Here is a 26,403-nt window from a genome sequence, read left to right as displayed (position 1 = left end):
CCGGCGCGCAATAGCGTGCCGGAAAGGCAGCGCTTTGTCCGATGCCTCCAGCCCCGGGTGGGAAATGGAAACAATGACCATGCGCAAGACCGCGATGGGGCTATGTGCCCTTCTCCTCCTGCTGGCTGTATCCTTCCTGGCCTGGTTCATACCGGCAAAATTGGGTTGGCTTGCCACTGACCGCGACGCGATGATCGCCCGCTATGCCCAGCCCCCCTCCCGCTTCATTGAAGTGGATGGCGTGCCCATGCATGTACGGGTGGAGGGCCAGGGACCGGCCCTGCTGATGCTGCACGGCACCGGGGTCAATCTGCATGAATGGGACCCGACGGCCGAACGGCTGAAAACGGATTATACCGTGATCCGGGTCGATTGGCCGCCCTATGGGCTGAGTGGCCCGAACCCCAAGGGCTACACGACGGCTGAAGCCGCCCGGTTGGTGGGGCGGGTTCTGGATGAGCTGGCAGTCGATCATGTGGTGGTGATTGCCACGTCCAACGGCTGCAATGTCGGCCTACAGCTCAATATCGACAATCCGGCCCGCATCCGGGCCATGGCCTTTTCCGTATTGCCGCTGATCCGGCCCAGCCAGACCCGAAAGGTCGATTGGCGACTGCGCCAGTTGATCCCGCTCCACAACAAATGGCTGCCGGATTACCATGCACGCTATTTTTATCAATTGGTTCTACAGGATACGGGTCATCATGGCTGGGAGGTGCCCTCTTACATGGTGCAGATGATGTACGACATGGCCAATCTGCCGGGCGCCATCACCAACCAGCAGGCCTATCTGAAATCCAATGTTGATCTTTTCCAGACGATGGATGTCGGCGCCATGGCTGAACATGTGCGCGTGCCTGTGCTGTTGCAGTGGCCGGAAGAGGATACGGTGATCGCACAAGGTGCTGATGCTTCCGTCCAGCGCTTCACCCAGGCCACCAGCATGACATTGATCCGCTATCCCAATGTCGGCCACTGGCCGATGTGGGAAATTCCGGACCAGTTTGCGGCCGATATCCGGACCTTTCTGAAAGGCCTGCCTGAAGAAACGGTCCCCTGAAGCCACTTCCACGCCACCCTCCAGCAGGTGGACAAGGCAAAGCGGAACGGGCAAGCCCGCACCCGCCAAAGATAAGATTTCGCCACAAAACAAATCACCAAGGCGAAAAACAGGGTCAAGGCACAACACCTTAAAAAGGACGGGTATCTCATGAACAGGATAGACTCTGTGGGTGTCATGGCAAATCGTGCGACACCAGATGCATCCGTGGGTATGTGATGGTTGCCAGCATCACAAGTGACACGGCGTCCGGCCCCTCCCCCGCCACCACCGGGTATCCCACTGCCAGGTCAGCATGGTGGACGGTTGCCATCCTGTTCCTGGCGGCGATTGTCTCCATTATTGATCGCGCGATCATCAATATCGTTGTCGATCCGATGCGCCATGATCTGGGGCTGGTTGATCTTCAGATCAGCCTGCTGCAGGGTCTGGCCTTCGGGCTGTTTTATGCAACGGTCGGCATTCCGCTGGGGCTGGTGGCTGACCGTGTTTCCCGCCGGATGCTGGTCACTGTCGGTATCACGGTCTGGAGCCTGGCCACGGTCGGCGGTGGCTTCGCTTCCTCTTTCGGCGAGATGTTCCTGTCGCGGCTGCTGGTCGGGTTGGGCGAAGCTGCATTGGGCCCGGCAGCAGTATCCCTGATCGCGGATCTTTTCCCCCCGCATAAACGGGGCAAACCGCTCAGCCTGTTCCTGACTGGACAGGCGGTCGCAAACGGGCTCGCCATTTCCCTGACCAGTTTTATCATGGCCGCCGCAGCAGAGGGCCGGTTCCAGGGCATTCCTTATCTGGAAAGTGCAGCGCCCTGGCGTGTCGCGTTCATCGGCTGCGGCCTGCTGGGTCTGTTCGTTTCCGTCTTGATGCTGTCGACCCGGGAACCGCCCCGTGGCGGCCAGAATGGTCAGACGGAAACCATTACGCTCGCGGAAAAGATAGGGTTTCTGCGCCGCAATATTGGTGTCTTCGCCCCGCTCTATCTCGGTTTCGCTTTCTGCTTCCTGGCAGCCTATGGCGCTGCTGGCTGGGCGCCGGCCATGCTGACCCGCGCCTTTGAGGCAACGCCGGCCATGATCGGCACCTGGCTTGGTCCCTTCTCCATGGGCTTTTCCATCATGGGGCCGATGATCGGAGGCATCATGATTGATTATTTCGCCCGGCGTTCCGTGACGATGGCGAAGTTCAACATCCTGATCATGGCCCCCTTCATCGCCATCCCTTCCGCCCTGGCGGTACTGGCGGGAGGTCCGGTCTTCGCCATGTTCCTGGTGGCTTCCAGCAGCGCTGTCTTCGCCGTGCTGGGCACCACGACCTTCGCCACGATCCAATCGATCGTACCAGCGGGCATGCGGGGCAGTGCCGTGGCGCTCAGCGGGTTGGTGAACACATTGATCGGCGCCACGCTGGGGCCGATGTTGATCGCGCTTGCCACCGACCACCTGTTCGGCGAACCGGCCATGGTTGGCTATTCGATCATGCTGGTGGTGATCCCCTCGCTGCTTTGCGGTGTCGCCCTGTTCGCCCTGTCCCGCCGGGCCATGCTGCGCCAGCGGCGTGAACAGGGGGAGGCCGCCAGCCTGATGATGGCGACTGAAGGGGCGCGTGTCGGCCCCTACCGATGAGGCATCGCCCCAACCCCGTCCGGACCCTTTCCAGACCAGAGGTTTCAAACCATGGACAACGATAAGACGGTAGTTGCCATTCTTGATCTGCCGGTGGAGCCGGCCACACCGGAGGCCCTGGCCCCCTTCGGTCATATCCTGGGCCGTGCCGCCGGTGCCAAGGCGGTGCCTGTGGATTTCTACAAGGGGCGCGTCACCATGCGTTACCCGGTCGCGTTCACCTGTGAACATCCCGTGGCCGTGCCATTGGCAACTGTGGATCCGCGCCCCATGGAAGTCCGCTATATGGAGCGGCATTTCCAACATACGCAAACTTTCATTCCGCTGGGTGGCAAGCCCTTCATCGCTGTGATGGCGCCGCCGTCGGAAGGCGAGATGCCGGATCTGACGCAGGTGCGTGCTTTCCTGTTCGATGGCAGTGCCGGCTTCGCCCTGCATCTGGGAACATGGCACGAATTTCCTTTTGCGCTGGAGGAAGGTACCGACCTGATCGTGCTGCTCTCCACCCAGACCGGGTACGACCTGCACCAGCGTGATGCGCTGACGGAAGAAGCCAACGGACCGGACCTGGATAAGAAGGATATCCAGCGACGCACCGGAACCTTGATCCGTTTCAGCGTGCCTGACAGCGCCGCAACGAAATAGCTGACGGGATCGCTGGTTCGATGTGGCTCACCAGGGATCTGAAGGGAAAGAGAGATGCAGGCAAGAAAAAATCTGGACCGGGTCAGCCGTTCGGTCGGCAGTCAGCCGGTCATCTTCAAGGACGCGACCACTGATGCATTGACCGGCATGGTGCTGGCGCTGCTGGGCGAGGTGGCGGTATTGCGCGACCGGCTTGATGCCAATGAAAGGCTGTTGGCTGCCCGCGGCCTCCATGGCCCGGCGGACGTGGATGATTACCGTCCCGATGCCGGCGCCAAGAAGTACCGCACGGTCTATCGACACCTGATGTACGACCGGGTGCTGGGGGTTGGGCGCGACAAGCTGCTGCCGGCGGCCCTGAAGGAACAGCGCGATTATGATGGCGTGCTGTCCGACGTGACAACCGACTGATCCTGAAAGCGGAAGGAGCTTGAGAAAATGGCAGAACATTTCGGGCATGCCGTCATGCCCCAGGCCACCCATGATGAACAGGCGATGGAAGATCACTTCCTGGCCATGCGGCTCTGGACGATCCAGAATATCGACCCGCTGGATAAGCGTTTGGTCAATGAGGTGATCGTGCCGGAGATCGAGGCCAGGACCGGCACCAAGCCGAAATCCAGCGCCCAGATGCGGGACGCCCTGGAGGAGGAGCCTTTTCACCAATATTGGCTCTCGCTCAGCTTTTTCTATCAGGATCAGATCTGGCGCAGCCTGGGTGCCAGCATAGACCGGCAATATGCCGATCTGGCCGCCGCGATCGACAGCCAGGCGCAGACGCCACGTGGTTCGCTGACACTGGACCCTACCCTGCCCATCCCGCGCTATATCGAAGCGTTCGACCATCATCGTATGCCCGGCAGCTACCATGTCGATACGGCCGACACGGATTTCCGGGCCGGGGCGTTGTATGATCGGTTTGCTTCCACCTATCTGCGCAACCTGAATGGCGGTTGGCGCAATGATGGGCGGGGCCAGACCCTGGTGGCGCATATCAAGGACTTCCACCCCGATTTCGCGCCAAAACGTATCCTGGATTTGGGCTGTTCGGTGGGGCACAGTACCTGCGCCATTGCCGCAGCCTTCCCCAACGCCGAAATCCACGCCATTGATGTCGGCGCACCGATGCTCCGCTATGGGCATGCGCGGGCGGAAGCGATGGGCCAGACTATCCATTTCAGCCAGCAGAATGCCGAGCGCACCAATTTTGCCGATGGCAGTTTCGACCTGATCACCTCATCCGCGCTGCTGCACGAAACATCGGCCAAGGCCATGCGCAACATCTTCGCCGAATGCCACCGGTTGTTGCGGCCTGGCGGGATCATGGTGCATGTCGAGGTGCCGCCCCGGCAGGAGCATCTGGGCCTGTGGGAGCAGATGCGCTGCGATTTTGAGGCCCATTACAATAACGAGCCCTTCATGGCCGCCCTCAGCCGGGTGGATTATGTGAAAGTCTCCGTCGATGCCGGCTTCAATGCCGGTGATGTGCTGGTCGGCTATCGCAAGGGTGTGGCGCAGGCCCACGCCAATCGCGATGACTTCTTCACCGAGGGTGACCCGGAAGGCCGTACCCTGCTGGGAAGCTGGTACGTGTGTTCCGCTGTGAAACATCCCAGCACCCATTGATTAGGCATCAAGCGGGTGCCGGCGGGCTTCCGTCACCCGCTTGACGCAATCATCCCTGCGATACGGAGATTAAGCAGCCTGTCTTCACGACCAGGCTACAGAGGATTTTTGCGTCGCAACAAAAATATGTCCGGACAAAACTTTTATTATTGGCGATGATTGATGCCTGGGCATCCTTAAGAAAGGGATGCCTCCACCTGACGGACAAGCCTCACCAGATTATTGCGACGCACACCGAAACAGTTAATCGTCAACAAGGTTTCGGCAGCAGTAGAGCGCCAGAAAAACCAAAAGCGATCCGGGTACAGGCATCGCTTACGGCGCGTGCCAGAGACTTTCCAAAAAATAAAATATCTATGCTGAACAGGAGGTTCTTATGAGGACTGGGGCAGTTCACCCTGTTACGGGTTTGGGTATGCGCTTCGGTGCGGTTTCCCTTATTGCCATGACGACTGCACTCTGCCTTGTCGGGGGTGCATCGGGCCAGACAGCCGGCGGGTCGGCTGATGGCGGTGACAGTTTTGTGCTGGAGGAAATCATCGTCACCGCGCGTAAGCGTGCGGAAGACATGCTGAAGACCCCGGTGGCTGTCAGCGTTCTGACCAGCGAGGCGATCGAACAGCGCGGCATCGTATCCGTCGCCGATATCGGCACCTTCTCCCCCGGCGTGAATGTCTCCAACAATCAGGCCGGCCGCAACGACCGTTCCTTCCAGCAGATCATCATTCGCGGCTTCAGCCCGTCTGCCCCTGATGTGGCCACGGTCGCCACTTTTATTGATGGCGTGCCTGTCGCGTCGGCCACGGCGGTCAACAATATCTCTGATCCGGCGCGGATCGAGGTTTTGAAAGGGCCTCAGAGCGCCTATTTCGGCCGCAATACCTTCGCCGGTGCCGTCAATGTGGTGAACAAGGAACCGGGTGACGAGTTTGGCGGCAATGTTACCGGCATGATCGGCACCCGCGATAATTACCGCATCCGTGCCGATGTTGAAGGCCCGATCCTGGGGGATAAGCTGACCTTCCGCGCCAGTGGCAACCGCTTCTCCAAGGATGGTTCTTATAAGAACGGCTTCAATAACAGCGAAACCCTGGGCGACCAGGAAACCACCAGCGGCACCTTGCTGCTGGTCGCCAAGCCCATCGAAGGGTTGACCATCAAGGCCTTCGGCCTGTTGTCGGAAGATGAGGATGGCCCGTCCGCGCAGGGTTTCATCCCCGCCTATACGGTGACGAACGCCAATGGGCAGGTCGTTCTGCAAAGTCAGTCAAACTGCACCCTGACCGGCTCCACCTCCGCTGTGCAGGGGGCGGGACAGGTGCGGATGAATCCGTTCTTCTGCGGTACGGCACCGAAGCTTATCCCCGGCCAAAGCCCGTCGATGACCTCCATTAACGACAGCTATATCAAGAACTTCCTGGCTCAGTCGCGGAACCGCTTCATCTCCCCCTCTGATGGTGTGCAGGGATATGGTCTGGTGCGCCGCTATACCCATGGCCATATCACGGCTGATTACGAAATTCCGGATACCGATTTCACCGTCTCCTATCTGGGTGGCACCAACCATGAGCGCTACAGCGCCCTGGTCGATCTGGATAATTATGGCGATATCTCCATTGCCAATAATGGCTTTGGCTCCGTTCCCGCCGGTGCCCGCAGTTACTTCGATTATCCGTTCCTGGTCGAGCGCAAGAGCAAGGATTATTCCCACGAACTGCGCTTGGGCTATGATGGCGGTGGTGCGCTCCGCTTTATCACCGGCGCCAATTATATGAATGCTGAGACCATCAGCGGCAATGGCGGTGGTAACGGCGCCCTTGGAACGACGGTATTCTTCAACGCCAATGGCAAGACGCGGTCCCGGACGATCAGTGCCTTTTATGGCATTACCTATCAGGTGCTGGACGATCTCAGCTTCAGCGCCGAAGGCCGCTACCAGGTTGACAAGCTTTACGCCTATGCCCAGCCGACCGGCTACACGGCCACGACCAGCGTCTTCCTGCCAGCCGGCTTTTATCCCGGTGGCTCCCTGCTGCTGAGCGAGGATTTCAAGAATTTCATGCCGCGTTTCATCGCGCAGTATGACTTGAACGATGATGTGATGGTCTACGCATCCTATGCCAAGGGTGTGAATCCGGCCCGGTTCAACACCAGCTTCCTGACCGCCACCGCTGCCGCACAGCGCGCTGCCGCGGCCGGTGGCCTGCAGATCGGCATTGAACCGGAAAAGGTGACCAATTACGAAATCGGCATGAAAGGCCGGTTGTTCAACGGCCGTATGCAGTTCGCCCTTGATGGCTATTTCGCCCAGTGGCGCAACCAGATCAACCAAAGCTCTTTCCCGCTGGTCGATCCCGATACCAATGCCGCGCAGATCGTGACCGGCTATATCAATAGCGGCAGCGTCGATATCAAAGGTCTGGAACTGGATGGCAACTACCAGTTACTGGGCAATGTGCGGATGAACTTTGCCGGTGCCATCACCGACACCAAGATCAAGGATTACCGCGCCGCCCAGGTCAGCCAGTTGACCGGTATCTTCGATTTCAGCGGCAAGGAGATGCCGAATACGTCGAAATATTCCGCCAGCGCCGGCCTGCAATATAGCGGCGATTTCGGGGAATCCTTCGATGGGGCATGGTTTGCCCGCGCTGATTACAGCTTCAAATCCGGCGTCTGGTCGAATGCGGCCAATGTGGTGAAAACGCCCGATCTGCATATGGTGAATGTGCGGATGGGCGCCAGCCAGGGGCCGGTATCGATCGATCTGTTCGTCAACAATCTGTTCGATACCCAGCGCTACACCTCGATTAACGACCAGTTCGTCTTCACCAACAATTTTGCTTACACGACCTATCTGTCTGCCCTGGTTGTCGGTCTTCCCGAACGGCGCACCATGGGTTTGCAGATGAAATACAGCTTCTAACGCTCCCGGTCGGGAGGCGGGCGGCTCCCCGTGTTTCAGGGCCGCCCTTCCCTCTCACCTTCTGGCGGGTGGCTTTCCCCTCGGTGGCCATCCGCCCTTTTTCCCTTACCCCGCCTTGTGGCGTGTCAATCCCTGAAGGCAAACCGTCCATGACCGTGCCCATTTTCCGCGCTTATATCGGGGGGCCCGGCCGGCAGATCCATTATCGCCGGGCGGGCCCGGCTGATGGAATCGGGGCAAAACGGCCCCTGGTCCTGTTCCACCAGAACCCCGCCTCCTCCCTTGAATATGAAGGGTTGATGCGGGTGATGGGATACGACCGTCTGGTGATCGCGTTGGACATGCCGGGTTACGGGCAGTCCGACCCGCCCCAGGCGCCGCTTGGCATCAAAGGTTACGCGGAACAACTTGTGCGCACCTTGCCCGACCTGGGCGTGAACGAGGCGATGGGCTGCGATGTCTATGGTTTCCACACCGGCGCTTTGGTGGCGGTTGAAGCGGCCTTGCTGCGCCCCGGCCTGATCCGGCACCTCGCTTTGACCGGGCTGCCCATGCGCGATCCGCAGGAACGGGCGGAACGGTTGCGACAAGCCCAGGAAACTCCCGGCCTTGATGAGGATGGCACGCATATTCTCGCCACAGCCAAGGCCCTTTGGGATTATGTGGTCAAGGTGCGGACAGCCGGGGTTGGCCTTTCCCATGCGGCGCGGGCCTGGTACGACAAGCTGGCAGCGCTTGACCATATGCACTGGGCCTATCTCGGTGTCTGGGGTTTCGAATATGAAAACCGCCTGCCGCTTCTGAACCAGCCAACATTGCTGTTGCAGCCGCACGAGGATATCTGGCGCCAATCCGTCGCAGCGGCGCACCTGATCCCGAACCATCGCATTGTCGAAATGCCGGATTTCAACCGGGACATTTTCGACCTTCCTGATGCCGTTGCAGGCATCGCTGCCCATCTGCGCGACTTTTTTGATCTGCCCGTTTCCAGGAGCCTATGATGAACGCCCCCGCCCACATCACGCCTTCCAGTGATATCCTGCCCATGGCCAGGATATCGCATTCGGTCATGGAACCGGCCTTCCTGGCGTCGGAGGTGGCAAAGCGCTATCCCATCGTGGGGCCGGTCACCGCCTTCCTGCTCTATCGCGGGATGAACGATGTCTATCTGGTTCAGGGATCACAGGAACGGTTTGCCCTGCGCGTCTGGCGGAAGACCTATCGCGGCGTGGACGAGGTCGCTACCGAACTGAATTTCCTGGATTATCTGCGCAGCCAGGGTTTCCCCGCCTCTGCTGGTGTCCGCACCAGGGATGGGGCGCTTTACTTCAAGCTGGATTCCCCGGAAGGGCCGCGCGCCCTGGCCCTTTACGAATGGGCGCCAGGCAAGAAATTCACCGACCAGATGGACATCCCGATGGCGGAGAAGATCGGCGCCCAGTTTGCGCGGATGCATCTGCACGGGCTCGATTATCAGGGTGACCGCCCCTTCGCCATGGATAATGTCGTTCGTTTCAAGGTGACGGTGCCAGCCCTGCTGGACTTCGTATATGACCGGCCGGACGACTTGCGTGACTATGCCATCATCTGTGAAAGGCTGGCGCAGCGCCTGATGGATATAAGGGCAGAGAATGTGCCGATGGGCATCTGCCATTGCGATTTCCATTCCAGCAATGTCCATGTCGACGAAACCGGTCGCATCACCCTGCTGGATTTTGATGGCACGGGTGAAGATTACCTGATGCAAGACGTGAAGAATTTCGTCTGGGGCAACCTGTTCTATGGCTTCTCCCCGGATTACGGCACGGCGTTTGAGCGTGGCTATGAAAGCGTGCGCCCCTTCACCGACGATGAAAAGCGTCATGGCGAATTATTCTTGATGACCAAGGCCTTCCGCCTTCTTGCCGGCATGGCGGAATCCTCTGCCGCCGTCGGGCGTGGCACGCTGCGCTTCCGTAACCTGGATTGGCTGGGCGATTATATCAAGTCGCGCGCCCGTCCACTGGGGCTGCTGTAACGCCCCCGATGCGCCGGAGCTTAGCCTATGGATGACCATGCCGCACTGAAGGCGCATGACGAGGAACTGTTCACCGGGTTGCGGGCGGGCGGGCCGATCAACCTGCCCCGCGCCTATGAAGTCATGGACCGGTTCGGGGTGAATGGTCTGGTACTGGGTGATCCGCTGAACGTGTTCCATCTGTTGGGCTATTGGCCACAGATCGGCATCACCCGGCAGGGGCAGCCACCGACCAGCTTCGCCATCCTGTCCCGCAACCCGGATCTGGCGCCGGCCATCGTCACTTCGCATTTTATCTATTACTACACCTTCGCCGATGGCGGACCCCGGGAGTGGTTGGCCAGTTACCTGTTCCAGGATGCCGGTGATGGGGGGGAGGTCCGGCAGGTTCCCGCCTTTACCGGCTTCTTTGCGGATAAGGGTGCAGCCCCGCTGTCGGGGGTGGAAGTGCGGCGGCAGATTCTAACCGATACCGCCATCGCACAGCGCGCCATTTTCGCCGATGCTGGGGGCGCCCTGGTCCGGGCCTTGCGTGACATGGGCCTGTGGCAAGGCTGTATCGCTTATGATCACGAGATCACGCGGCTGGTCTGCGATCATCATCAACGGCCCGGCCGCCTGACCCCAGCGGACAATCTGCTGCGCTGGATACGGGTGGTGAAATCACCGCTGGAACTGGCATTGATGCGCCGGGGGGCCGAAGCCAATGCCGCGGCCGTCAATGCCGTCATCGGCAAGGTGCGAGCCGGTGCCAGCTACCGCGACCTGCGATCGCTGTTCGCCCAGGAAAGTGCGATACGCGGCAACCGCGCTGTGTTCATGACCATCGACCGCGTCTCCTCCGACTTGCCCGGCGACGACCGGGTACGCGACGGACAATCCCTGTTCTTCGATGGGGTCGGGCATTTTCAGCATTACCATGGTGATTATGCCCGTACCGTCTTTGTCGGAGAGCCGAATCCCGCCGCCCGTCGTGCTGCCCAGGCGGCGGAGGCGGGATGGAAGGCGATCCGCGATCAGTTGCGCCCCGGCCTGCGCTTCTCTGACGTCACCCGCATCGGGATGGAGACATTGCGCAAAACCGGTGCCGCCGGCCTTGTCACGTTCGGCCCTCACAGTGTGGGGCTGATGCACACGGACGAGCCGGGGGAAATGCGGGGCGGGTTCTACGGCAAGAACGATCTGCTGCTGGAGGAGAACATGATCCTCAGCGTCGATTGCCCCTCCTTGGATACCGGTATCGGCGGCTCCGTCCATATCGAGGATCTGGTGGTGATTACCCGCGACGGCGCAGCGCCGATCCACCCCTTGGGCAAACATGTCATCACGATTTGAGGCATCCCCATGTATCTGTCGATCAGCATTGATGTCCCGGATGGGGACAAGAATGGGTTTGCCGGTTTGGTCCGGCAGACCGACCGGATCGAGAAGGCCAAGGCCGATTTCGTCATCCTGGCACGGGAGTTGTCCAAAGGACGACTGGCACCGGGGCGGGTGGAAGCGGTGGTGACACTGCCCTGGATTACCGGCCGGCTGGTCACGCCGGTGGTCGCCGCTGCCATCCCGGCATTGCATTCCGTGCCCTTCCATATCGCGCGCGCCTTATCGGCAGCGGATTTCCTTTCTTCCGGGCGGGCCGCCTGGATGCCACTGCTGGCAGGGGGAGAGCGTTTTGATAACGCCTATGGTGCCGGCTACCGCTTGGCGTCCGCAGAACAGCCGGCGAAGTACGCGGATTTCATCCGCGCCACCCGCGCCCTGTGGGACAGTTGGGACCAGGATGCCCTGATCATCAATCCGGGAAGCGGTGCCTATCTGGATAGTGCCAAGGTGCGCCGTGTCGATTATCGCGGCCCCTATTTCACCACGATGGGACCACTGAACGCGGCCCGTCCCCCGCAGGGTTATCCCCTGCTGCTGCGCGATCTGGATGACCTGCTGCACAGCGGCGTGGCGGCGGATGTGGTGCTGGCCAGCCCCGACCGGCTGGCACAGGCCGACAAGGGTGCAGTGCGGCTGGTCAAGGTGACGGTGGAAACACTGGATGCCAGCCTGGGGCTGGTGCGTGACGGTAAGGCCGACGGACTGCACCTGATGGGGGCGAATGCGCTGGATATGCTGGAATCGCTCCGCAGTTGGGTCGTTCCCCCGCCTTATCTCGGTGCCACCGCGCGTGAGCGTCTGGGCTTGCGCCGTCCTATCAACCCCCATTCGCAGAAGGGTGCCGCCTGATGTCACGCGAGAATGGTAGATTGCATCTCTGGGCTTTTCTGCAGGGTATCGGCTTTTTCCCCGGCGGCTGGCGCGCGCCCGATGCCTCGCCGCGCGCCGTGTTCCAGCGTGAATATTACGAGCATGTCGCGCGGCTGGTCGATGATGCCTGTTTCGATGCCATTGTCTTTGGTGACCAGTTGCAGGGGCGCGATGCCGCTGGCCGTACACCAAGCCGGCTGGCTATCCCGACCCTTGACCCGTTCACCCTGCTGTCGGTGATGGCGGGGGTAACCCGGCATGTCGGGTTGGTTGCCACCGTTTCCACCACCTATAATGAGCCGGCGGAGGTGGCGGCAAAGTTTGCAGCCCTGAACATGGTCAGCCAGGGCCGTGCCGGCTGGAACATCGTCACCACGGTCCATCCCAATTCGCCCTGGAATTTCGGTGCTCCGGACCTGCTGGAAAAATCCCTGCGCTATGACCGGGCCAAGGCTTTCGTAGATGCAGCGGAAGTGTTCTGGCGCGATGCGGCGGGCATGGATGATCCACATCGTCAGGCCGGTCTGCATAACCGCTGGTTCGATATTGACGGCACACTGGATTTCCCCACCGCGCCGCAATACCGGCCCGTACTGGTGCAGGCAGGCCAGTCGCCCGATGGGCGCAATTTCGCCGCGCAAACGGCGGAAGCCATTTTCTGCCCGGCCCCGACGATAGAGGCCGGTCGCGATTATCGTGACGATATCCGTGAACGGGCACGCGGTTTTGGGCGTGATCCGGATGGCATCCTGATCATGCCCGGTCTCGCCTTCATCCTGGGCAGCACGGAGGAGGAGGCACAGCGCAAGCATGCGCTGATGCTGGAACTGGCCGATGACGGGCTGTGTATTGAGTATCTGAGTGAATCCATCGGCTATGATCTGACCCGGCATCCGGCCGAAGGCCCCTTCCCCCTGGAACAGATCTGCGCTGAATGTGAATTCCCGGCCGGCGATGTGCGCCGCATGCTGGCACCAGCAGCCGAGAGCGGGCAGAGCATTGCCGATTTCTGCCGTGCCTATGCCCGCAAACCGCGTGGGCATGCCATCTTCGTCGGCACGCCGGACCAGTTAGCTGACCGGATGGAGACCTGGATTGATGCCGGGGCCTGTGATGGCTTCACCCTGCAGCCCGGATATATGCCGACGGAACTGGAACTGTTCTGCGCCCATGTGGTGCCGCTGCTGCAGGCGCGCGGCCTGCTGCGCCGGCAGTATCAGGGCACGACATTGCGCGATCATCTGGCAGTGGGGGCCGGGGCATGACAAACATGACCATCGACCGCGCCTTTGTGCGCATCGCCGAGGGGCAGGTGCATCTGCGCCAGATCATGGTGGAGAATGCGGCCAAGCCGCCGCTTTTCCTGCTCCATGCCTCGCCCACCTCCTCGCGCTGGATGGAACCGCTGATGCGGGGCATCGCGCCGTCCGGGCGCAACGTGATCGCGCCCGACACGCTGGGCAACGGGGATTCCCCCGTTCCAGCCGTCGCGGACCCGGACATTCCCTATTTTGCCGACAGCATCCTGCGTCTGGCCGATGCCATGGGGATCGGGGAGTTCGATGTCTATGGCAGCCATACCGGCGCCCGCACGGCCTGTGAACTGGCAGCCATGGCACCGGGCCGGGTACGTCATGCGGTTCTGGACGGGATCAAGGAATATGACGAGGAGACGCGCCAGTCGATCCTGGCCCATTACGCGCCCACCAAAGAGCCGGACGATTACGGCGCGCAGTTCCTTTGGGCCTTCCATTTCATCCGTGATCAGGCGCTGTATTTCCCGCATTTCATGCGCGATCCGGAACATCGCCTGCCCGGCCACATGCCGCCGGCCCGCGTGCTGCACGATGCCGCCCTGGATGTGCTGAAGGCATTGGACAGCTACGCCCTGCCCTACCTGGCCGCTTTCCGTTACCGGCCGCTGGAGCGGATGGCGCAGATCACCTGCCCGGTTCTGTTGCTGAAGGCGGAACGCGAACTGGCGGTGCTGAACGCCGCCGTGGATGACGCGGCCGCCCGGCTGAAACAAGGCCATGTCGCCGCCGTCGGGCCGGACCCGGACAGCAAGGCCAAGGCCATCATCGCCTTCCTGGAAGGAACCGGCGCATGAGCAGCAGTGACGCGGGTCATGATCGCCTGCCCTTGAAGGTCTGTCTGGGCTTCGGTGTCGGCACCATCGGCGTGTCGATCATGCTGAATGCCGTCACCGCCTATTTCCCGGCCTATATGTCGACAGTGCTGGGTAAAAGCACGGAACTGGCCGGCTATCTGCTGATGGCCTCCAAGCTCTATGACGCCTTTGCCGATATCGTCATCGGCATGATGAGCGACCGGACCCGCAGCCGCTGGGGCCGCCGCCGGCCTTTCCTGCTGGCGGGTGGATTGGTTTCCGCCCTCTCCTTCCTGATGATCTTCACAGCACCGGAGATGGGGGACACGGCGCTGATGATCTATATGCTGCTGGCATTGATCATCTATTCCACCGGCTATTCCCTGTTCAACGTGCCCTATATGGCGATGCCATCGGAAATGACGGCCTCGCCCTATGAACGGTCGCGCCTGTTGTCCTTCCGGACAATCTTTGTCTCACTAGGGCAGATCCTGGCCATGGCGGGCACGGCGGCACTGATCTCCCGCAGCGGGGGCGGGGCGGAAGGCTATATGGTGATGGGCTGGGTGATCGCGCTGGTGATCGGCACCACCATGATCTTGTCCTTCTTCGGCACGGCCAGGGCGCCGGTGGTGGGCGTGGACCCTGCCCATGTCGCACCGTTGCAGGGCGGTGACTGGAAGACCGTGCTGAAAAACCGGCCCTTCTGCCTGCTGATGGCGGCCAAGGTCTGCCAGTTTCTGGCCTTTGCAAGCCTTGCCACCACCAGCCTGCTTTTCATGCTGAATGTGCTTAATCTCGGCTATGCCGGGCAGGTTCAGCTTGCTCTGGCCCAGAATATTGCCTGTGGTCTGTCCATGCCGGGCTGGCTGTGGATGGAACGGCGGATGGGCAAGCGCAACGCTTATCTGATCGGCATCGCCCTGATGTCCCTGGCAGCGTTGAGCTGGCTGCTGGTCGGCCCTGGCGGCGTCAGTGTGACGGGCCTGATCCTGCGTGGGATCGGTGCCGGCATCGGCGCTGGCGGTATGATCCTGCTATCCATATCCATGCTGGCCGACGCCCTGGCCCATGACCGCCACCTGACAGGCCTGCGTCGCGAAGGGCTGCTGTCCAGCATCATGGCAGTGATCGAGAAGGCGGCCTTCGCTATCGGCGTTGCCCTGGTCGGCATTCTGCTGAACATGGCGCAATATGTACCCACCCGCAACGGGGCGCTGGTTCAACAGCCTGATAGTGCCATCACCGCTCTTTATGCGGGTTATGTATTGATCCCGACACTGCTGTTCCTGTGCAATGCCGGTTTCATCTGGTTCTATACCTTAGGCGGGCGGAGCCCGGCTTTTGCCAAACCGGCGGGGGTGGCGCCTTGATCCCGGCCCTCATTTAGGGACCCTTGGGCGCCATACCTTCACACCCCTAATTCTCCTGCCGCAATGGCGCACAAGGCGGAAGGTTTAACGACTGTCACCTTATCCTTGATCAGATCATAGACTGCCTGCACCATTTCCAGCGGTCGGCAATCATTCCCCCAGGCGTTCACATGGATCAGGTACTGGGCGGGCCCTGGCCCTGTGCCCAGTATCTGGTGCACCACCTGTGTGACATTGCCGCTGAGATTGATGCTAGCCGGAATGATTGCCTTGCCATTGCAAGATAAAGGCGATGTCGTCAGCGGCACCACCCAGGGCGAATAGGATGTGTAAAGGACACCCTTTACCGAAGGTTGCTTCGTATAACCCTGTAGATAAGGTTTGTCGGGGAATTTATTGCCGAAGACCTCAACCAGGTCGATGCCGGCCTCCGCCATGAACTCGTCGGTCTGGGACAGGAACTCCTTGAAGCCTTCGTTGAACGCAATATCCTCAAAGCAATAGCCGATGCCGGACGCGCCACAGATGATTTCATCCTGCGCTGTCATGGTATCGATATAATAATTCCAGACCGTGGGCGCCAGCCGGTACAAGGCGGGGGAAAATGTCCAGCCTAAGGGAATTGCCCCGCGTGACGGGCTGCCCCACCAGGCATCATGGTCGCCCCGGTTCAACAGCCATTGCAGATCATCGCCATCCGACAGGACAAAGGCGACATGGATATCCGTCCTGGCATCTGCGCCTGATGTCGGTTCAGAGGGCGGGCCAGGGATCACCGGCACGGGTATGGGATCAACATCCAGCCCTCCCAGGGTGGACAGGTTGAAGGCCGTTTCGGACGGGATGTGATAGGCCCCATGGGTGGCGATCGACTGAACAAAATTCTTCTTGTCCAGGCAGTTCATCGGGCTACCGCCATAGATGGCGGCCGGCGCATTCAGCAAGGGCAGCAGCATGTTCCGCTGATCGGCGCCATGCATCACCACAGCCCCGTTGGCCACCGCGAAATCGCGGATACCCCAGAGCTGGGAGGGGCTTAATTCAACGGCCATTTCCGGGTTGATGGCGGACCAATATTGCCCCAGGAAATCGCAGAACTGCCAGCCCCGGACATCGGCCACCTGCTCATATCCCAGCCGGTTCATCGGTCCCTGCAACGAAATATCGACGGGTAATGCCTGCAGGATGCCAGCCAGGGAGGTAGCGATATTGACCGATTCAGGATGATTGGCGATGTCGCACAGGATATAGCCCTGGATTTCGGGATAGCGCTCCAGCAGCAGCCAGGGCTCGGGCAGATAATCCCGCGGCAGATCGATATCCTGCAACCACTGATGCGAGGCCATGGGGTAAAAAGGGATATTCTTGAAATTGTCGGCGATGCAGTAAATCGGGTTTGCGCCCAGGCTGGCCAGCCCCTGCAGGCCGGCAAACATCAACCGCTCGGCCGGCGACAAATCAGAGAAAACGGCGTGCGGAATCACATTCAGGGAAGAAAAGGGGATGGTCTTCTCCTGCGTCCCGCTATCGGACGCACCGGACATCAGGGAGCGGGGCCGTAGATTGATAGCCGGGTTCCCCGCCCAGGGGGCGGCCCAGAACTGGCGGCTTTCAATCCGGCGCTTTTGTGCCCTAATCATGGGACCAGAACCGACGGCTTAGCTTCATCATCATCCCCGCTCTCACGCACCGGACAGAAGGGGCGTGGGGCCTGCATGACCCCGTGGGCACAGAACAGACGCCTGTGTGCAGTGCCACTGCCAAGTCTCCCTTCAGCAGGTTTTGTGCCAACCGGGATTTCCTTGGATTTAAAGGAATTGATGTGTCCGCCGGGCCTGGTCATGGGGTGTCCGGACACAGCGGACATGTCGGACACTGTGTCCGGTGTCCACGGCGGACAATTTGTCGAACGCGGCTTGTTTGCGAAAAAGAAAAAGCCGGGCGCTTCCCCCGCGCCCGGCTTTCCATTCCCCCAGTTTTACCGGCGGCTTACGCCGGTATATGGCCTTCACTGTTGGCCAGATACCAGCGGGCCAATTCCTCACGCGTTGGCCACCAGACATCGTCCAGGCTCTTCGCATATTCCAGGAACTCGCGCAGGCCGCGGATACGGTAGGCGCGCCCGGTGACATGGGGGTGCAGGCCCACATTCATCAGCTTGGCGGTTTTCGCCCCTTCCTGGCGCAACACCGACAATTCCTCGATCAAGGTATCGCGGAAAGCATCGGTGGTCAGGTTACGGCGGGTCAGCAGCGTGAAATCATTGATCTCGTTGGAATAGGGCACCGAGAGCAAAGGCCCGTTTTCCGTCTGCAAAGGATAGGGCTGATCATCATTCATGATGTCGCAATAGAACAGGAAGCCCTGTTCAGCCAGGATGCCCGCCGTGTTCAACGTGCCCCGGAGCGATGAAGACAGCCAGCCCACCGGGCGGCGGCCGACATGTCGCTCATACATTTCAATGGAACGCAGGATGACATCGCGTTCCTTCACCGGGTCCTTGGCGAAATTGGTCAGCAGCTCGCCCTGTTCGTAATTATGGGCCAGCAACTCCCAGCCGCGCTCCAGGCAGGCATCGACCATCGCCTTGCGGCGTTCAAACGTGACGGCGTTGGTGGTGCAGCTTGCCTTCACGCCCATTTCATCGAACAGGTCATACAGCCGCCAGATGCCGACGCGCTGGCCATATTCACGCCAGGTGAAATTGGGGAAGTCGGGCGTGTCGCCGGGCAGCACATCGGGCAGGATGGCCGGACCGCCGGCATAGTATGGCTTGTCCGTGTCCTTGGTCAGGTCCCAGGTTTCCAGGTTGAAGGTCAGGATCAGCGCGACCTTCTTGCCATCGGGCCAGCGCAGCGGGCCGCGCTTGGGCATCGGCACATAATCATAGCTCAGCATGGATCAGAATTCCTCCAGCAGGCGGCCGAAGCCGTAGACCTTGTCCTGGATACCGTTGGCGCGCAGGGCGTGCCAATAGGTGGCAGTGTTGATGGCGATGACGGGCTTGCCCAACCACATCTCCGCCGCTGCCGCCAGTTTCACCATCGACAGGTTGGTGCCGACCTGCAGGATGGCATCCACATCGTCGCCATCCAACTGCTTCAGCACCTCGCGCAGCCGGTCGGTACCGACCTGGGCGATGGAAGTCCAGGACGGGCATTGCAGCGGCACGTCGCGCACCGTCTCATACCCATAATCGGACAGGAAATTCCGGACATGCTCGTTCGCCACCGGGTAATAGGGCGACACGAACGCCACCTTCTTCACGCCGCCATAAGCGGCGATGGCAGCAGCCAGCGATTCCGAGCCGGTGGAAAGATAAACCCCGCTGATTTCCCGGATCTGGCGGCGGAACTTGGCCGCCCCTTCCGCACCACCATAGAAAGTGATGGCGGACATGCCCATGACCAGATAATCGGGATTGCAGGTCATGACCGATTTAACGGCATCAACCGTATTGTTGGCGATTTCCTGCGTGCCGGCCAGGAAGCTCTCATTGCTGATCGCCTGGGCGTTGGACACAATGATGCGGCTGTAATGGTTGGTCACGCCCGCCGGACGCATATCGTCGAAATCAGGCTGCACCGTCGTGTTGGTGCTGGGCCCCAGCACGCCGAACAGCTTGCGCCAACCGCGACTGTCCTTGGCTTCGCTCTGCATGGTCTATCCTTCCACGGATGGGAATGGGTCAGTCGATGGCGGCGGCGTCGGCAAGGCTCTGGAACATGGCCTGACGCAGCAGGAACTGGCGGCGCTTTTCCGGATCATTACGGGTGGCCATCAGCTCGTCGCGCCGCTTCTCCTGCGCGCTGGCATGGCCTTCCTTCATCATCTCCATGGTCTGGATCGTCTGCGCCTGCACAAAACTGCGGGCCGCCCCGCTGCGCTGACGGCTGAACTGGTCCAGCGTGCCGTGATCCTCACCCTGCTTGATCACCCGGGTCAGGCGCTGGCAGAGATTATAGGCATCATGGATGCCGCTATTCATGCCGAAGCCGCCCAGCGGGTTGTTCAGATGCGCGCTGTCGCCAACCAACAAGGCACGACCCTCGCGGAAGCGTTGTGCCACCCGCTGGTGCATACGGTAGATGGTGCGATGGTGGGTCTTGATGCCGGTCTTGCCGATCAGACGCTGGAACACCCGGTCGCGATTTTCGTCGGACACAAGCTGCGCATCGGAGGATTCCGGATCGGCCGGCAGCAGGATGCGCCAGACCGACGGCACGCGCAGCAGAACAAGCCACTCCTCCGGATCGGCCACATAATTCACATGGGCCAGATTGGGGAAGTAATCTTCCAGCGGTTCCTCTGTCGACAGGCAGAGGAACTTCTCCGGATAGGTGAAGCCTTCAAACCCGATGCCCGACCATTTGCGCACGGCGGAGTTGGCGCCATCGGCGCCGATCAACCAGTCGGCGCGGACTTTCTCGATCGCATAAGGCGTCTCGAACGCCAGATCGACACCGGTATCATCTTGGTTTACATAAACCAGACGACTGTTGAAGCGTACTTCTGCCTTGGGATGGGCTTCCAGCTTTTCCGCCAGGGCGCGGGCCAGATGATACTGCTCGCACTGCAGGCGATAGGGATAGCGGGTGATATCTGCCAGTTCACCCAGATCAAAATCCACCACCTGCCCCGTGCGGCGGTCGCGATAATGATAGATCGGCGCCTTCAACCCCTTGTCCAGCAGGAAGGGGGTGATTTCCAGTTCGTCCAGCATTTCCAGCGTGGGCGGATGGAACGTGGACGCCCGCAGATCCTGCGCGCAGTCAGCCCCCGCCTCCAGCACCAGCACGTCGATGCCCTGGCGGGCCAGATAATATGCGGCGACCGTGCCAACGGGGCCGGCGCCGGCGATCACCACCTGCGTTCGGATCATGGGTTGAACCTTTCTATTTATATCGGGGATGTCAGTTGGTGACCCGGCGCAGATACGCGATCAGCGCGTCACGGTCGGCCTTGTCGGGGATGCCGACAAAAGCCATGGTCGTGCCGCTGATCAACGATGTCGGGCGCGTCAGCCAGGCATCCATTGTCTCTTCGTTCCACACGACGCTGCTTTCACGCATGGCGTCGGAATATTTGAACTGCTCAACATGCCCGGCCTTCTGCCCCCAGAAGCCGTGCAGGTTTGGACCGACCTTATTGGGCTTGCCGGCTGCCACCTCATGGCAGGTGCGGCATCGCAGGAACAACCGCTCCCCCTTATCGGGTACCGCCTGGGCCATGGCCGCCTGGAAACTACCTGCCAATAGGGTAACCAGCAGGGCCGGAGTGAGGCTGCGGATGGCAAGCTTGGCGAATTTCGTCCCGACGGAAGCCATGGTTGAACTGCTCCAATAAAACCGAACATCTGGGTCGGACCCTTTGGGGCCGGACACGATGCTATTTGGCGGCAGGGGGACATCATGGTCGATACAGGCCACCCGATCTGGCCACACAGTGGATATCAAAGGCTGGGCACCTGTCAGTCGTCCGGACATATTCGTATGGTGATCAGGCGACGAGGGGCATCCAAGTCGTAGGCATTTATGGTTCCCGAAAACTGGCCGCGGATTTGCTCTGTCATTTCCGCGGCCTTTTTACTTCCGAAATAAAACAGGGATGGAGAATTGGGGATGCGGCGCGTTTCGATCTTGTTGACCAGTTTCATCGCACTGACCGGTGCCGCCTGGGCGGGACCGGAAGCGGATAAGACCTATCAGGAACGCCTTTCCATCCTGACCGGTGCCTTGGCCGGCGGATCGCTGGATGCCCTTTATCAGCCACGCGAGAAAGTAGCCGGCGCTGGCGCCAGTGCCCTTCCTGTCGCGACCCCTGCCCAGCGCAGCATCAAACAGGAAGCCCTGGACGCCGCCCGGGCCTATGCCGAGGCAAGCAAGGCGGAAGCCTTCATCGTCTGGCATGATGGCCGTATCCAGGATGAAGCCTATTTCAACGGCGCTGCCGCTGATACGCCGCTGGCCTCCAAATCCCTGTCCAAGCCCATGACGGCCATGGTCATCGGTCGCGCCATCCAGATGGGCCATATCAAATCCCTGGATCAGAGCGTTGCTGATTACATCACCGAGTGGCAGGGCACGCCCAAGGCGGCGATGAAGCTTCGCCATCTGCTGGATATGCGTACCGGTTTCCTGGAGCAGGGTTTCAGTCCCGACCCGGCAAGCCCCTGGAACCTGGCCTATCTCTCCAGCGATCACGGTACCTATATCATCCAGGATTATCCGCTGACCCACGAGCCGGGGACGCGCTACGGCTATTCCAACGCGACATCGGAGCTGATCGCCGTGGTGATCGAACGGGCGACCGGCCGACGCTATGCAGAGTTTGTCGGCACTGAATTGCTGTCCCCGGTCGGGGCACCGGGTGGAGAAGTCTGGATCAACCGGCCCGAGGGGCTGGCCCATTCCGGCTGCTGCATGATGCTGCCGGCCCGGTCCTGGCTGCATATGGCCCGGCTGCTGCTGGATGATGGCGTAGTCAACGGCAAGCGCCTGCTGCCGGAGGGTTATGTTCAGGAAATGGCCACGGCAACGGCGCAGAATCCGCATTACGGTCTTGGCCTGTGGGTCGCCGGCCCCTATCAGGACCGGCGCGGTTTCGGGGCGCCGGGGGCTCCCGGACCGCAGGTGCTGCACAGCCAGCCTTATCTGGACAAAGACCTGTTCATGTTCGATGGCAATGGTAACCAGACGGTGCAGATTTCCCGCGCCGCCGGCCTGATCGTGCTGCGCATGGGCCCCAACCCGCCCAAGGATGTGGATTGGGACAATAGCCGGCTGCCTAACCTGCTGCTGGGCGGGTTGAAACAGCCGGTGAAACTGACAGCGCAAGCCCGGTAACGGGACCGGTTGGTTCAGGTGGTTGGCCGCTGCGCCGCCACCTGGGTCAACTCCGCACTGATCGTTTCTGCCGTTCCTTTCAGGTCGTCAAGATAACGATCCAATGCCGCTTCTACATTCATGGCGGAGGCGAAGAAGATCATCGTCATTGCCGCCTTGAAATGGCCGCTCAGGAAAATGGGCACAGCAACGGATGCCGTCTTCCCCGGCGTCAGGTTATGGTGATTGCGCCCCTGGACCGCATAGCCTTGCGATCGGATACGCTCCACGTTCAATCCAGCGCGGGCAGCCTTCAGATATTCCGGGTCCACTTCCTGTGACACTTTCATCCAGCGCAGCAGGGTCTCCCGCTCCTCGTCCGCCGTGTAGGCCATGGAGAGCTTGCCCGATGCGCTATCCAGCACCGGCAGGGTGAAGCCCGGATAGTAACGCTCGAAGGTCAGGGCCGTATTGGCATGGGTACTGTCGCGCAACATCATGTTGCGCCCCACCCGTGATGCGATGGAGATGGGCCAGCCGATGCGCCGCGTCAGGGAGATGATATGCGGTCGCGCCACCTCCACCAGCCGGTCATCATCCTGGAACCCATAGGCCAGGGACTGCACCAGAGCCGTCGGGCGATAGCGTTTGCGATCCGGCTCCTGCTCCACCAGCCCTTCATAGACCAGGGTCTGGACCAGACGACAGGCAGTGGGGTATGGCACCTCCGCCGCCCGCGCAATTTCCATCATGGTCAGGGAGCCTTGGCGGTTGATCGCTTTCAACGCCGCAATCGCCCGACTGATGGCCCGGATCGGCACCCCTTTTTCCATTTACAGCCCCTTCCCCGACAGTCGGATATGACAAAGGGATGGTGCCAAGATGGGGGATGCCGGTCGCAGAAACGATGTTGCCCTATCCGCCTGCTGGACAGACGGTCAGGAAAGATCAGCGGGCCCACTTCTTATCGAAGGCCCAGACATCCTCGAACCCGATCAGGGAGCAGAATTCCTTGAAGTCGAACATCGGGATGTCGGCCGTCTGGCTCTCCCCCGTATTTTTCAGATGCGTCAAGGACTTCTCCATGGCCGCAGCGGCCACGAGGCTGGTCATGGACGGGAAAATGGCCAGTGAGTAGCCCAGCCCTTCCAGGGTCTTGGCATCACGGATCGGGGTCAGGCCGCCATCAGCCATATTGGCCATGAAGGGCTTGTCGAGAGAGGCGGTGACGATGCGCGCCTCTTCGTCAGAGGTCAGCGCTTCGGGGAACAGGATATCGGCACCGGCTTCGGCATAAAGCTTCATCCGGTGCAGCACACCCTCCAGCCCTTCGGTCTGGCGGGCGTCGGTACGGGCGATGATCAGCATGTTCTCATCCTGGCGGGCCGCCACGGCCACCCGGATCTTCTCCGCCATATCCTCTGCCGGGATCACGCGCTTGCCGGGCGTGTGGCCGCACTTCTTGGGGAATTCCTGATCTTCGATCTGGATGGCGGTGACACCGGCCTGTTCATAGGCGCGCACGGTGTGATGCACATTCAGCAACCCGCCGAAACCGGTGTCGGCATCGGCCATCACAGCGGCGTTGGAGGTGCGGACCAGGGTGGACATGCGGTCCACCATCTGCGTTACGGAGGCGAGGCCGGCATCCGGCAAGCCCAGGGAGGAGGCAACCATCCAATAGCCCGTGCCATAGACGATATCGAAACCGACCTTGTTGGCGATGGCGGCGGTGATCATGTCCTGGATGCCGGGGGCGATCACGAACTGACGGGCGGCCAGTTTCTGGCGCAGGATGGGGTTGGCCATGGTATCTCTCTGCCTGATGGTGGTGGTTTGATGAAGGTTCTGGCGAGCGGCTGCGTTTAGCGGGCCAACCAGGGGAAGCGCTGACGGCGCTCGGTTTCATAGCGGTTGATGGCATCGCCCTGGCGGTTCAGGATGGTCATCACCTCGTCCCAGCCATTCAATAGCGCATCGCGTTTCTGCGGGTCGATGATAATAGCAATCTTGCTGCCATCCGGGCGGGTGATGGTCCCGGCTTCCAGATCGACATCCAGCACAGCCCCGGCTGCTGCATCCGCCAGCAAGGTGGCATGTGTCGCCTCATCCACCGTCACCGGCAGCATGCCGTTGCGATAGCAATTTCCCCGGAAGATTTCACCGAAGCTGGGGGCGATGATGCAGCGGATGCCCAGATCCAGCATGGACCAGGGGGCTTGCTCCCGCGAGGAGCCACAGCCGAAATTCGGCCCCGCCACCAGGATGCCGGCCTGCCGCCAGGGGGCACGGTTAAGGATGAAATCCTCGAACTCCCTGCCCTCACCATCAAACCGGCGGTCATGGAAAGCGTAACGCCCCAACCCTTTCTTTTCCGTGATGGTCAGGAAGCGGGCCGGATAGATGATATCCGTATCAATATCGGCCTCGTTCCAAGGGGCCGCAATGGATGACAGGCGGATAAAGGGCTCCATGGCTCACGCCTCCCCCAGATAATCGCGCGGATCGGCGATATGCCCGGCAACGGCCGATGCCGCCGCCATGGCCGGCCCCATCAGATGGGTGCGCGCGCCCTGACCCTGACGGCCTTCGAAATTACGGTTGGAGGTGCTGGCACAACGCGCGCCCGGCGGCAAACGGTCGTCATTCATGGCCACACAGAGGGAGCAGCCCGGCTCCCGCCATTCAAAACCGGCTTGCTGGAAGATCACGTCCAGCCCCTCGGCTTCCGCCTGCTTCTTCACAGCCTGGGAGCCGGGCACGGCCAGGGCAGAAACGCCATCGGCGATGCGCCGTCCCTTCAGCACACGGGCGGCGACACGTAAATCCTCGATCCGGCCATTGGTGCAAGAGCCGATAAAGACATGGCCGACAATGATCTCTTGGATCGGTAGACCCGGTGTCAGCCCCATATAGGCCAGGGCCTTGGTCATCTTGGCGGCGGCTTCCGGATCGGTGGCACCGGCGGGGTCAGGCACGCGACCGGTAACCGGCACCACCTGATCCGGGCTGGTCCCCCAACTGACCTGCGGCGCCAGCCTGGTGGCGTCGATCTCGATTTCCCGGTCGAAACTCGCTCCCGCTTCCGTGGGCAGGGTGCGCCAATAACGCACGGACTCATCCCAATCCGCCCCTTGCGGTGCCAGCGGTCGCCCTTTCAGCCAGGCGAAGGTCACCTCGTCGGGGGCGACCAGTCCGGTACGCGATCCGGCTTCGATGCTCATATTGCACAGGGTCATCCGCCCTTCCATGGACAGGGCACGGATAGCGGGGCCGGCATATTCAATGGCGTGACCGATGGCGCCATTGCTGCCCAGCTTGGCGACAACAGCCAGGATGATATCCTTAGGCCCCGTGCCGGGCGGCAGGTCGCCCAGCACATTGACGCGTAACGTCTTGGCCTTGGTCATCCGCAGGGTCTGGGTCGCCAGCACGCTCTCGCACTCGCCCGACCCAATGCCGAAAGCCAGCGCGCCGAAGGCACCATGGGTGGCGGTGTGGCTGTCGCCACAAACCAGCGTCAACCCCGGCAGGGTAAAGCCCTGTTCCGGCCCCGTGACATGGACGATGCCCTGGCGCGGATCGTCCAGCCCGATCATGTCGAGGCCGAATTCCCGCGCATTGCGGGCGAGCAGTTCCACCTGGGCGCGGGCCTGCGGATCAGCAATCGGCTTGTCGCGGTTGCGGGTGGGTACGGAATGGTCGGCAACAGCCAGATGGGCGCCGGGATTGCGGACCCGCAGCCCCTTTTCCCGCAAGCCGGCAAAGGCTTGCGGACTGGAAACCTCATGCAGCATCTGCCGGTCGATATAAAGCAGGCTGATGCCGCCTTCCTCTTCCGCCACCACATGGTTGTTCCAAAGCTTCTCATAAAGGGTTGCTGGCATTACCCGGTCCCTGGCCACCTGTCTGTTCGGCTGCCGAACAGACCATGCCGGGCACCATTCCCG

23 protein-coding genes are annotated in these 26,403 nt (G+C 61.0%); 14 read left to right on the top strand and 9 right to left on the bottom strand.

Annotation, left to right across the window (positions count from 1 at the left end; all coding sequences use genetic code 11):
* Window positions 1-73 precede the first annotated feature (73 nt).
* The 13 genes from G473_RS0113435 to G473_RS26850 all read left to right on the top strand — a co-directional run bounded on the left by G473_RS0113435 (window position 74) and on the right by G473_RS26850 (window position 15,629).
* The gene (locus tag G473_RS0113435) at window positions 74-1,060 is read left to right on the top strand and encodes an alpha/beta fold hydrolase (protein WP_035707140.1); all 987 of its coding nucleotides are present in this window, start codon (window positions 74-76) and stop codon (window positions 1,058-1,060) included.
* 218 nt (window positions 1,061-1,278) lie between these two features.
* On the top strand, window positions 1,279-2,679 hold the full coding sequence (locus G473_RS26860) for an MFS transporter (RefSeq protein WP_035707137.1): 1,401 nt from the start codon (window positions 1,279-1,281) through the stop codon (window positions 2,677-2,679).
* Window positions 2,680-2,730: 51 nt separating this feature from the next.
* The gene (locus G473_RS0113425) at window positions 2,731-3,324 is read left to right on the top strand and encodes an ureidoglycolate lyase (protein WP_029013524.1); all 594 of its coding nucleotides are present in this window, start codon (window positions 2,731-2,733) and stop codon (window positions 3,322-3,324) included.
* Window positions 3,325-3,378: 54 nt separating this feature from the next.
* A complete protein-coding gene (locus G473_RS0113420; protein WP_029013523.1) occupies window positions 3,379-3,735 on the top strand; it encodes a hypothetical protein in 357 nt (118 codons plus the stop codon).
* A gap of 27 nt (window positions 3,736-3,762) precedes the next feature.
* On the top strand, window positions 3,763-4,950 hold the full coding sequence (locus tag G473_RS0113415; RefSeq protein ID WP_029013522.1) for a class I SAM-dependent methyltransferase: 1,188 nt from the start codon (window positions 3,763-3,765) through the stop codon (window positions 4,948-4,950).
* Between the two features lie 415 nt (window positions 4,951-5,365).
* Window positions 5,366-7,876 (top strand): TonB-dependent receptor, encoded by a 2,511-nt coding sequence (locus tag G473_RS0113410; protein ID WP_035707134.1) that lies wholly within the window; start codon window positions 5,366-5,368, stop codon window positions 7,874-7,876.
* Between the two features lie 149 nt (window positions 7,877-8,025).
* Window positions 8,026-8,877 carry an alpha/beta fold hydrolase gene (locus tag G473_RS0113405; RefSeq protein ID WP_029013520.1) on the top strand — a complete coding sequence of 284 codons (852 nt, stop codon included), beginning with the start codon at window positions 8,026-8,028 and terminating at the stop codon, window positions 8,875-8,877.
* The gene (locus G473_RS0113400; RefSeq protein ID WP_210163320.1) at window positions 8,874-9,893 is read left to right on the top strand and encodes a phosphotransferase enzyme family protein; all 1,020 of its coding nucleotides are present in this window, start codon (window positions 8,874-8,876) and stop codon (window positions 9,891-9,893) included. Before G473_RS0113405 ends, G473_RS0113400 begins: the two co-directional genes overlap by 4 nt.
* 27 nt (window positions 9,894-9,920) lie before the next feature.
* On the top strand, window positions 9,921-11,228 hold the full coding sequence (locus G473_RS0113395; protein ID WP_084438101.1) for a M24 family metallopeptidase: 1,308 nt from the start codon (window positions 9,921-9,923) through the stop codon (window positions 11,226-11,228).
* 9 nt (window positions 11,229-11,237) lie between these two features.
* Window positions 11,238-12,125, top strand: a complete 888-nt coding sequence (locus G473_RS29345) for an LLM class flavin-dependent oxidoreductase (protein WP_051330260.1) — start codon at window positions 11,238-11,240, stop codon at window positions 12,123-12,125.
* A complete protein-coding gene (locus G473_RS0113385) occupies window positions 12,125-13,411 on the top strand; it encodes an NtaA/DmoA family FMN-dependent monooxygenase (protein ID WP_084438099.1) in 1,287 nt (428 codons plus the stop codon). The genes G473_RS29345 and G473_RS0113385 overlap by 1 nt, the downstream gene beginning before the upstream one ends.
* Window positions 13,408-14,256, top strand: coding sequence for an alpha/beta fold hydrolase (locus G473_RS0113380; protein WP_029013516.1), 849 nt, complete (start codon window positions 13,408-13,410; stop codon window positions 14,254-14,256). Before G473_RS0113385 ends, G473_RS0113380 begins: the two co-directional genes overlap by 4 nt.
* Window positions 14,253-15,629, top strand: a complete 1,377-nt coding sequence (locus tag G473_RS26850) for an MFS transporter (protein WP_051330259.1) — start codon at window positions 14,253-14,255, stop codon at window positions 15,627-15,629. Before G473_RS0113380 ends, G473_RS26850 begins: the two co-directional genes overlap by 4 nt.
* A gap of 38 nt (window positions 15,630-15,667) precedes the next feature.
* On the opposite strand, the gene G473_RS0113370 is transcribed toward G473_RS26850, so the two are convergent.
* The 5 genes from G473_RS0113370 to G473_RS0113350 form a co-directional block, all read right to left on the bottom strand.
* Window positions 15,668-17,269: a GxGYxYP domain-containing protein gene (locus G473_RS0113370; RefSeq protein WP_029013515.1), complete on the bottom strand. Its 1,602-nt coding sequence runs from the start codon at window positions 17,267-17,269 to the stop codon at window positions 15,668-15,670.
* A 349-nt stretch (window positions 17,270-17,618) separates the two neighbouring features.
* Window positions 17,619-18,527, bottom strand: coding sequence for a polysaccharide deacetylase family protein (locus G473_RS0113365; protein ID WP_210163319.1), 909 nt, complete (start codon window positions 18,525-18,527; stop codon window positions 17,619-17,621).
* A gap of 3 nt (window positions 18,528-18,530) precedes the next feature.
* Window positions 18,531-19,289, bottom strand: coding sequence for a maleate cis-trans isomerase family protein (locus tag G473_RS0113360; protein WP_029013513.1), 759 nt, complete (start codon window positions 19,287-19,289; stop codon window positions 18,531-18,533).
* A 28-nt stretch (window positions 19,290-19,317) separates the two neighbouring features.
* Window positions 19,318-20,511 (bottom strand): FAD-dependent oxidoreductase, encoded by a 1,194-nt coding sequence (locus tag G473_RS0113355; protein ID WP_029013512.1) that lies wholly within the window; start codon window positions 20,509-20,511, stop codon window positions 19,318-19,320.
* Between the two features lie 31 nt (window positions 20,512-20,542).
* Window positions 20,543-20,956: a c-type cytochrome gene (locus tag G473_RS0113350; protein WP_084438142.1), complete on the bottom strand. Its 414-nt coding sequence runs from the start codon at window positions 20,954-20,956 to the stop codon at window positions 20,543-20,545.
* A 294-nt stretch (window positions 20,957-21,250) separates the two neighbouring features.
* Here G473_RS0113350 and G473_RS0113345 point away from each other — a divergent pair, with 294 nt between their 5' ends.
* On the top strand, window positions 21,251-22,474 hold the full coding sequence (locus tag G473_RS0113345) for a serine hydrolase domain-containing protein (protein ID WP_029013510.1): 1,224 nt from the start codon (window positions 21,251-21,253) through the stop codon (window positions 22,472-22,474).
* A gap of 14 nt (window positions 22,475-22,488) precedes the next feature.
* Here the strand turns inward: G473_RS0113345 and G473_RS0113340 are convergent, their stop codons facing one another.
* The 4 genes from G473_RS0113340 to leuC form a co-directional block, all read right to left on the bottom strand.
* Entirely contained in the window at window positions 22,489-23,286 is a 798-nt protein-coding gene (locus G473_RS0113340; protein ID WP_029013509.1) for a helix-turn-helix domain-containing protein, read from the bottom strand.
* 115 nt (window positions 23,287-23,401) lie between these two features.
* Window positions 23,402-24,262, bottom strand: coding sequence for an isocitrate lyase/PEP mutase family protein (locus G473_RS0113335; protein WP_029013508.1), 861 nt, complete (start codon window positions 24,260-24,262; stop codon window positions 23,402-23,404).
* Between the two features lie 56 nt (window positions 24,263-24,318).
* Window positions 24,319-24,927, bottom strand: coding sequence for a 3-isopropylmalate dehydratase small subunit (leuD, locus tag G473_RS0113330; protein WP_029013507.1), 609 nt, complete (start codon window positions 24,925-24,927; stop codon window positions 24,319-24,321).
* 3 nt (window positions 24,928-24,930) lie between these two features.
* Window positions 24,931-26,340 (bottom strand): 3-isopropylmalate dehydratase large subunit, encoded by a 1,410-nt coding sequence (gene leuC, locus G473_RS0113325; protein WP_029013506.1) that lies wholly within the window; start codon window positions 26,338-26,340, stop codon window positions 24,931-24,933.
* Between the last annotated feature and the right edge of the window lie 63 nt (window positions 26,341-26,403).

Origin of the sequence: Niveispirillum irakense DSM 11586, assembly GCF_000429645.1 — a bacterium.
GTDB lineage: Bacteria > Pseudomonadota > Alphaproteobacteria > Azospirillales > Azospirillaceae > Niveispirillum > Niveispirillum irakense.
The sequence above is the reverse complement of the archived record's forward strand: the minus strand, read 5'-3'. Positions and strand labels throughout refer to the sequence as shown.

Bases quoted from the DNA above. Each gene is read 5' to 3' on its own strand.
- G473_RS0113435 (WP_035707140.1), top strand. From the start codon at position 74: ATGACCATGCGCAAGACCGCGATGGGGCTATGTGCCCTTCTCCTCCTG.
- G473_RS26860 (WP_035707137.1), top strand. From the start codon at position 1,279: ATGGTTGCCAGCATCACAAGTGACACGGCGTCCGGCCCCTCCCCCGCC.
- G473_RS0113425 (WP_029013524.1), top strand. From the start codon at position 2,731: ATGGACAACGATAAGACGGTAGTTGCCATTCTTGATCTGCCGGTGGAG.
- G473_RS0113420 (WP_029013523.1), top strand. From the start codon at position 3,379: ATGCAGGCAAGAAAAAATCTGGACCGGGTCAGCCGTTCGGTCGGCAGT.
- G473_RS0113415 (WP_029013522.1), top strand. From the start codon at position 3,763: ATGGCAGAACATTTCGGGCATGCCGTCATGCCCCAGGCCACCCATGAT.
- G473_RS0113410 (WP_035707134.1), top strand. From the start codon at position 5,366: ATGCGCTTCGGTGCGGTTTCCCTTATTGCCATGACGACTGCACTCTGC.
- G473_RS0113405 (WP_029013520.1), top strand. From the start codon at position 8,026: ATGACCGTGCCCATTTTCCGCGCTTATATCGGGGGGCCCGGCCGGCAG.
- G473_RS0113400 (WP_210163320.1), top strand. From the start codon at position 8,874: ATGATGAACGCCCCCGCCCACATCACGCCTTCCAGTGATATCCTGCCC.
- G473_RS0113395 (WP_084438101.1), top strand. From the start codon at position 9,921: ATGGATGACCATGCCGCACTGAAGGCGCATGACGAGGAACTGTTCACC.
- G473_RS29345 (WP_051330260.1), top strand. From the start codon at position 11,238: ATGTATCTGTCGATCAGCATTGATGTCCCGGATGGGGACAAGAATGGG.
- G473_RS0113385 (WP_084438099.1), top strand. From the start codon at position 12,125: ATGTCACGCGAGAATGGTAGATTGCATCTCTGGGCTTTTCTGCAGGGT.
- G473_RS0113380 (WP_029013516.1), top strand. From the start codon at position 13,408: ATGACAAACATGACCATCGACCGCGCCTTTGTGCGCATCGCCGAGGGG.
- G473_RS26850 (WP_051330259.1), top strand. From the start codon at position 14,253: ATGAGCAGCAGTGACGCGGGTCATGATCGCCTGCCCTTGAAGGTCTGT.
- G473_RS0113370 (WP_029013515.1), bottom strand. From the start codon at position 17,269: ATGATTAGGGCACAAAAGCGCCGGATTGAAAGCCGCCAGTTCTGGGCC.
- G473_RS0113365 (WP_210163319.1), bottom strand. From the start codon at position 18,527: ATGCTGAGCTATGATTATGTGCCGATGCCCAAGCGCGGCCCGCTGCGC.
- G473_RS0113360 (WP_029013513.1), bottom strand. From the start codon at position 19,289: ATGCAGAGCGAAGCCAAGGACAGTCGCGGTTGGCGCAAGCTGTTCGGC.
- G473_RS0113355 (WP_029013512.1), bottom strand. From the start codon at position 20,511: ATGATCCGAACGCAGGTGGTGATCGCCGGCGCCGGCCCCGTTGGCACG.
- G473_RS0113350 (WP_084438142.1), bottom strand. From the start codon at position 20,956: ATGGCTTCCGTCGGGACGAAATTCGCCAAGCTTGCCATCCGCAGCCTC.
- G473_RS0113345 (WP_029013510.1), top strand. From the start codon at position 21,251: ATGCGGCGCGTTTCGATCTTGTTGACCAGTTTCATCGCACTGACCGGT.
- G473_RS0113340 (WP_029013509.1), bottom strand. From the start codon at position 23,286: ATGGAAAAAGGGGTGCCGATCCGGGCCATCAGTCGGGCGATTGCGGCG.
- G473_RS0113335 (WP_029013508.1), bottom strand. From the start codon at position 24,262: ATGGCCAACCCCATCCTGCGCCAGAAACTGGCCGCCCGTCAGTTCGTG.
- leuD (WP_029013507.1), bottom strand. From the start codon at position 24,927: ATGGAGCCCTTTATCCGCCTGTCATCCATTGCGGCCCCTTGGAACGAG.
- leuC (WP_029013506.1), bottom strand. From the start codon at position 26,340: ATGCCAGCAACCCTTTATGAGAAGCTTTGGAACAACCATGTGGTGGCG.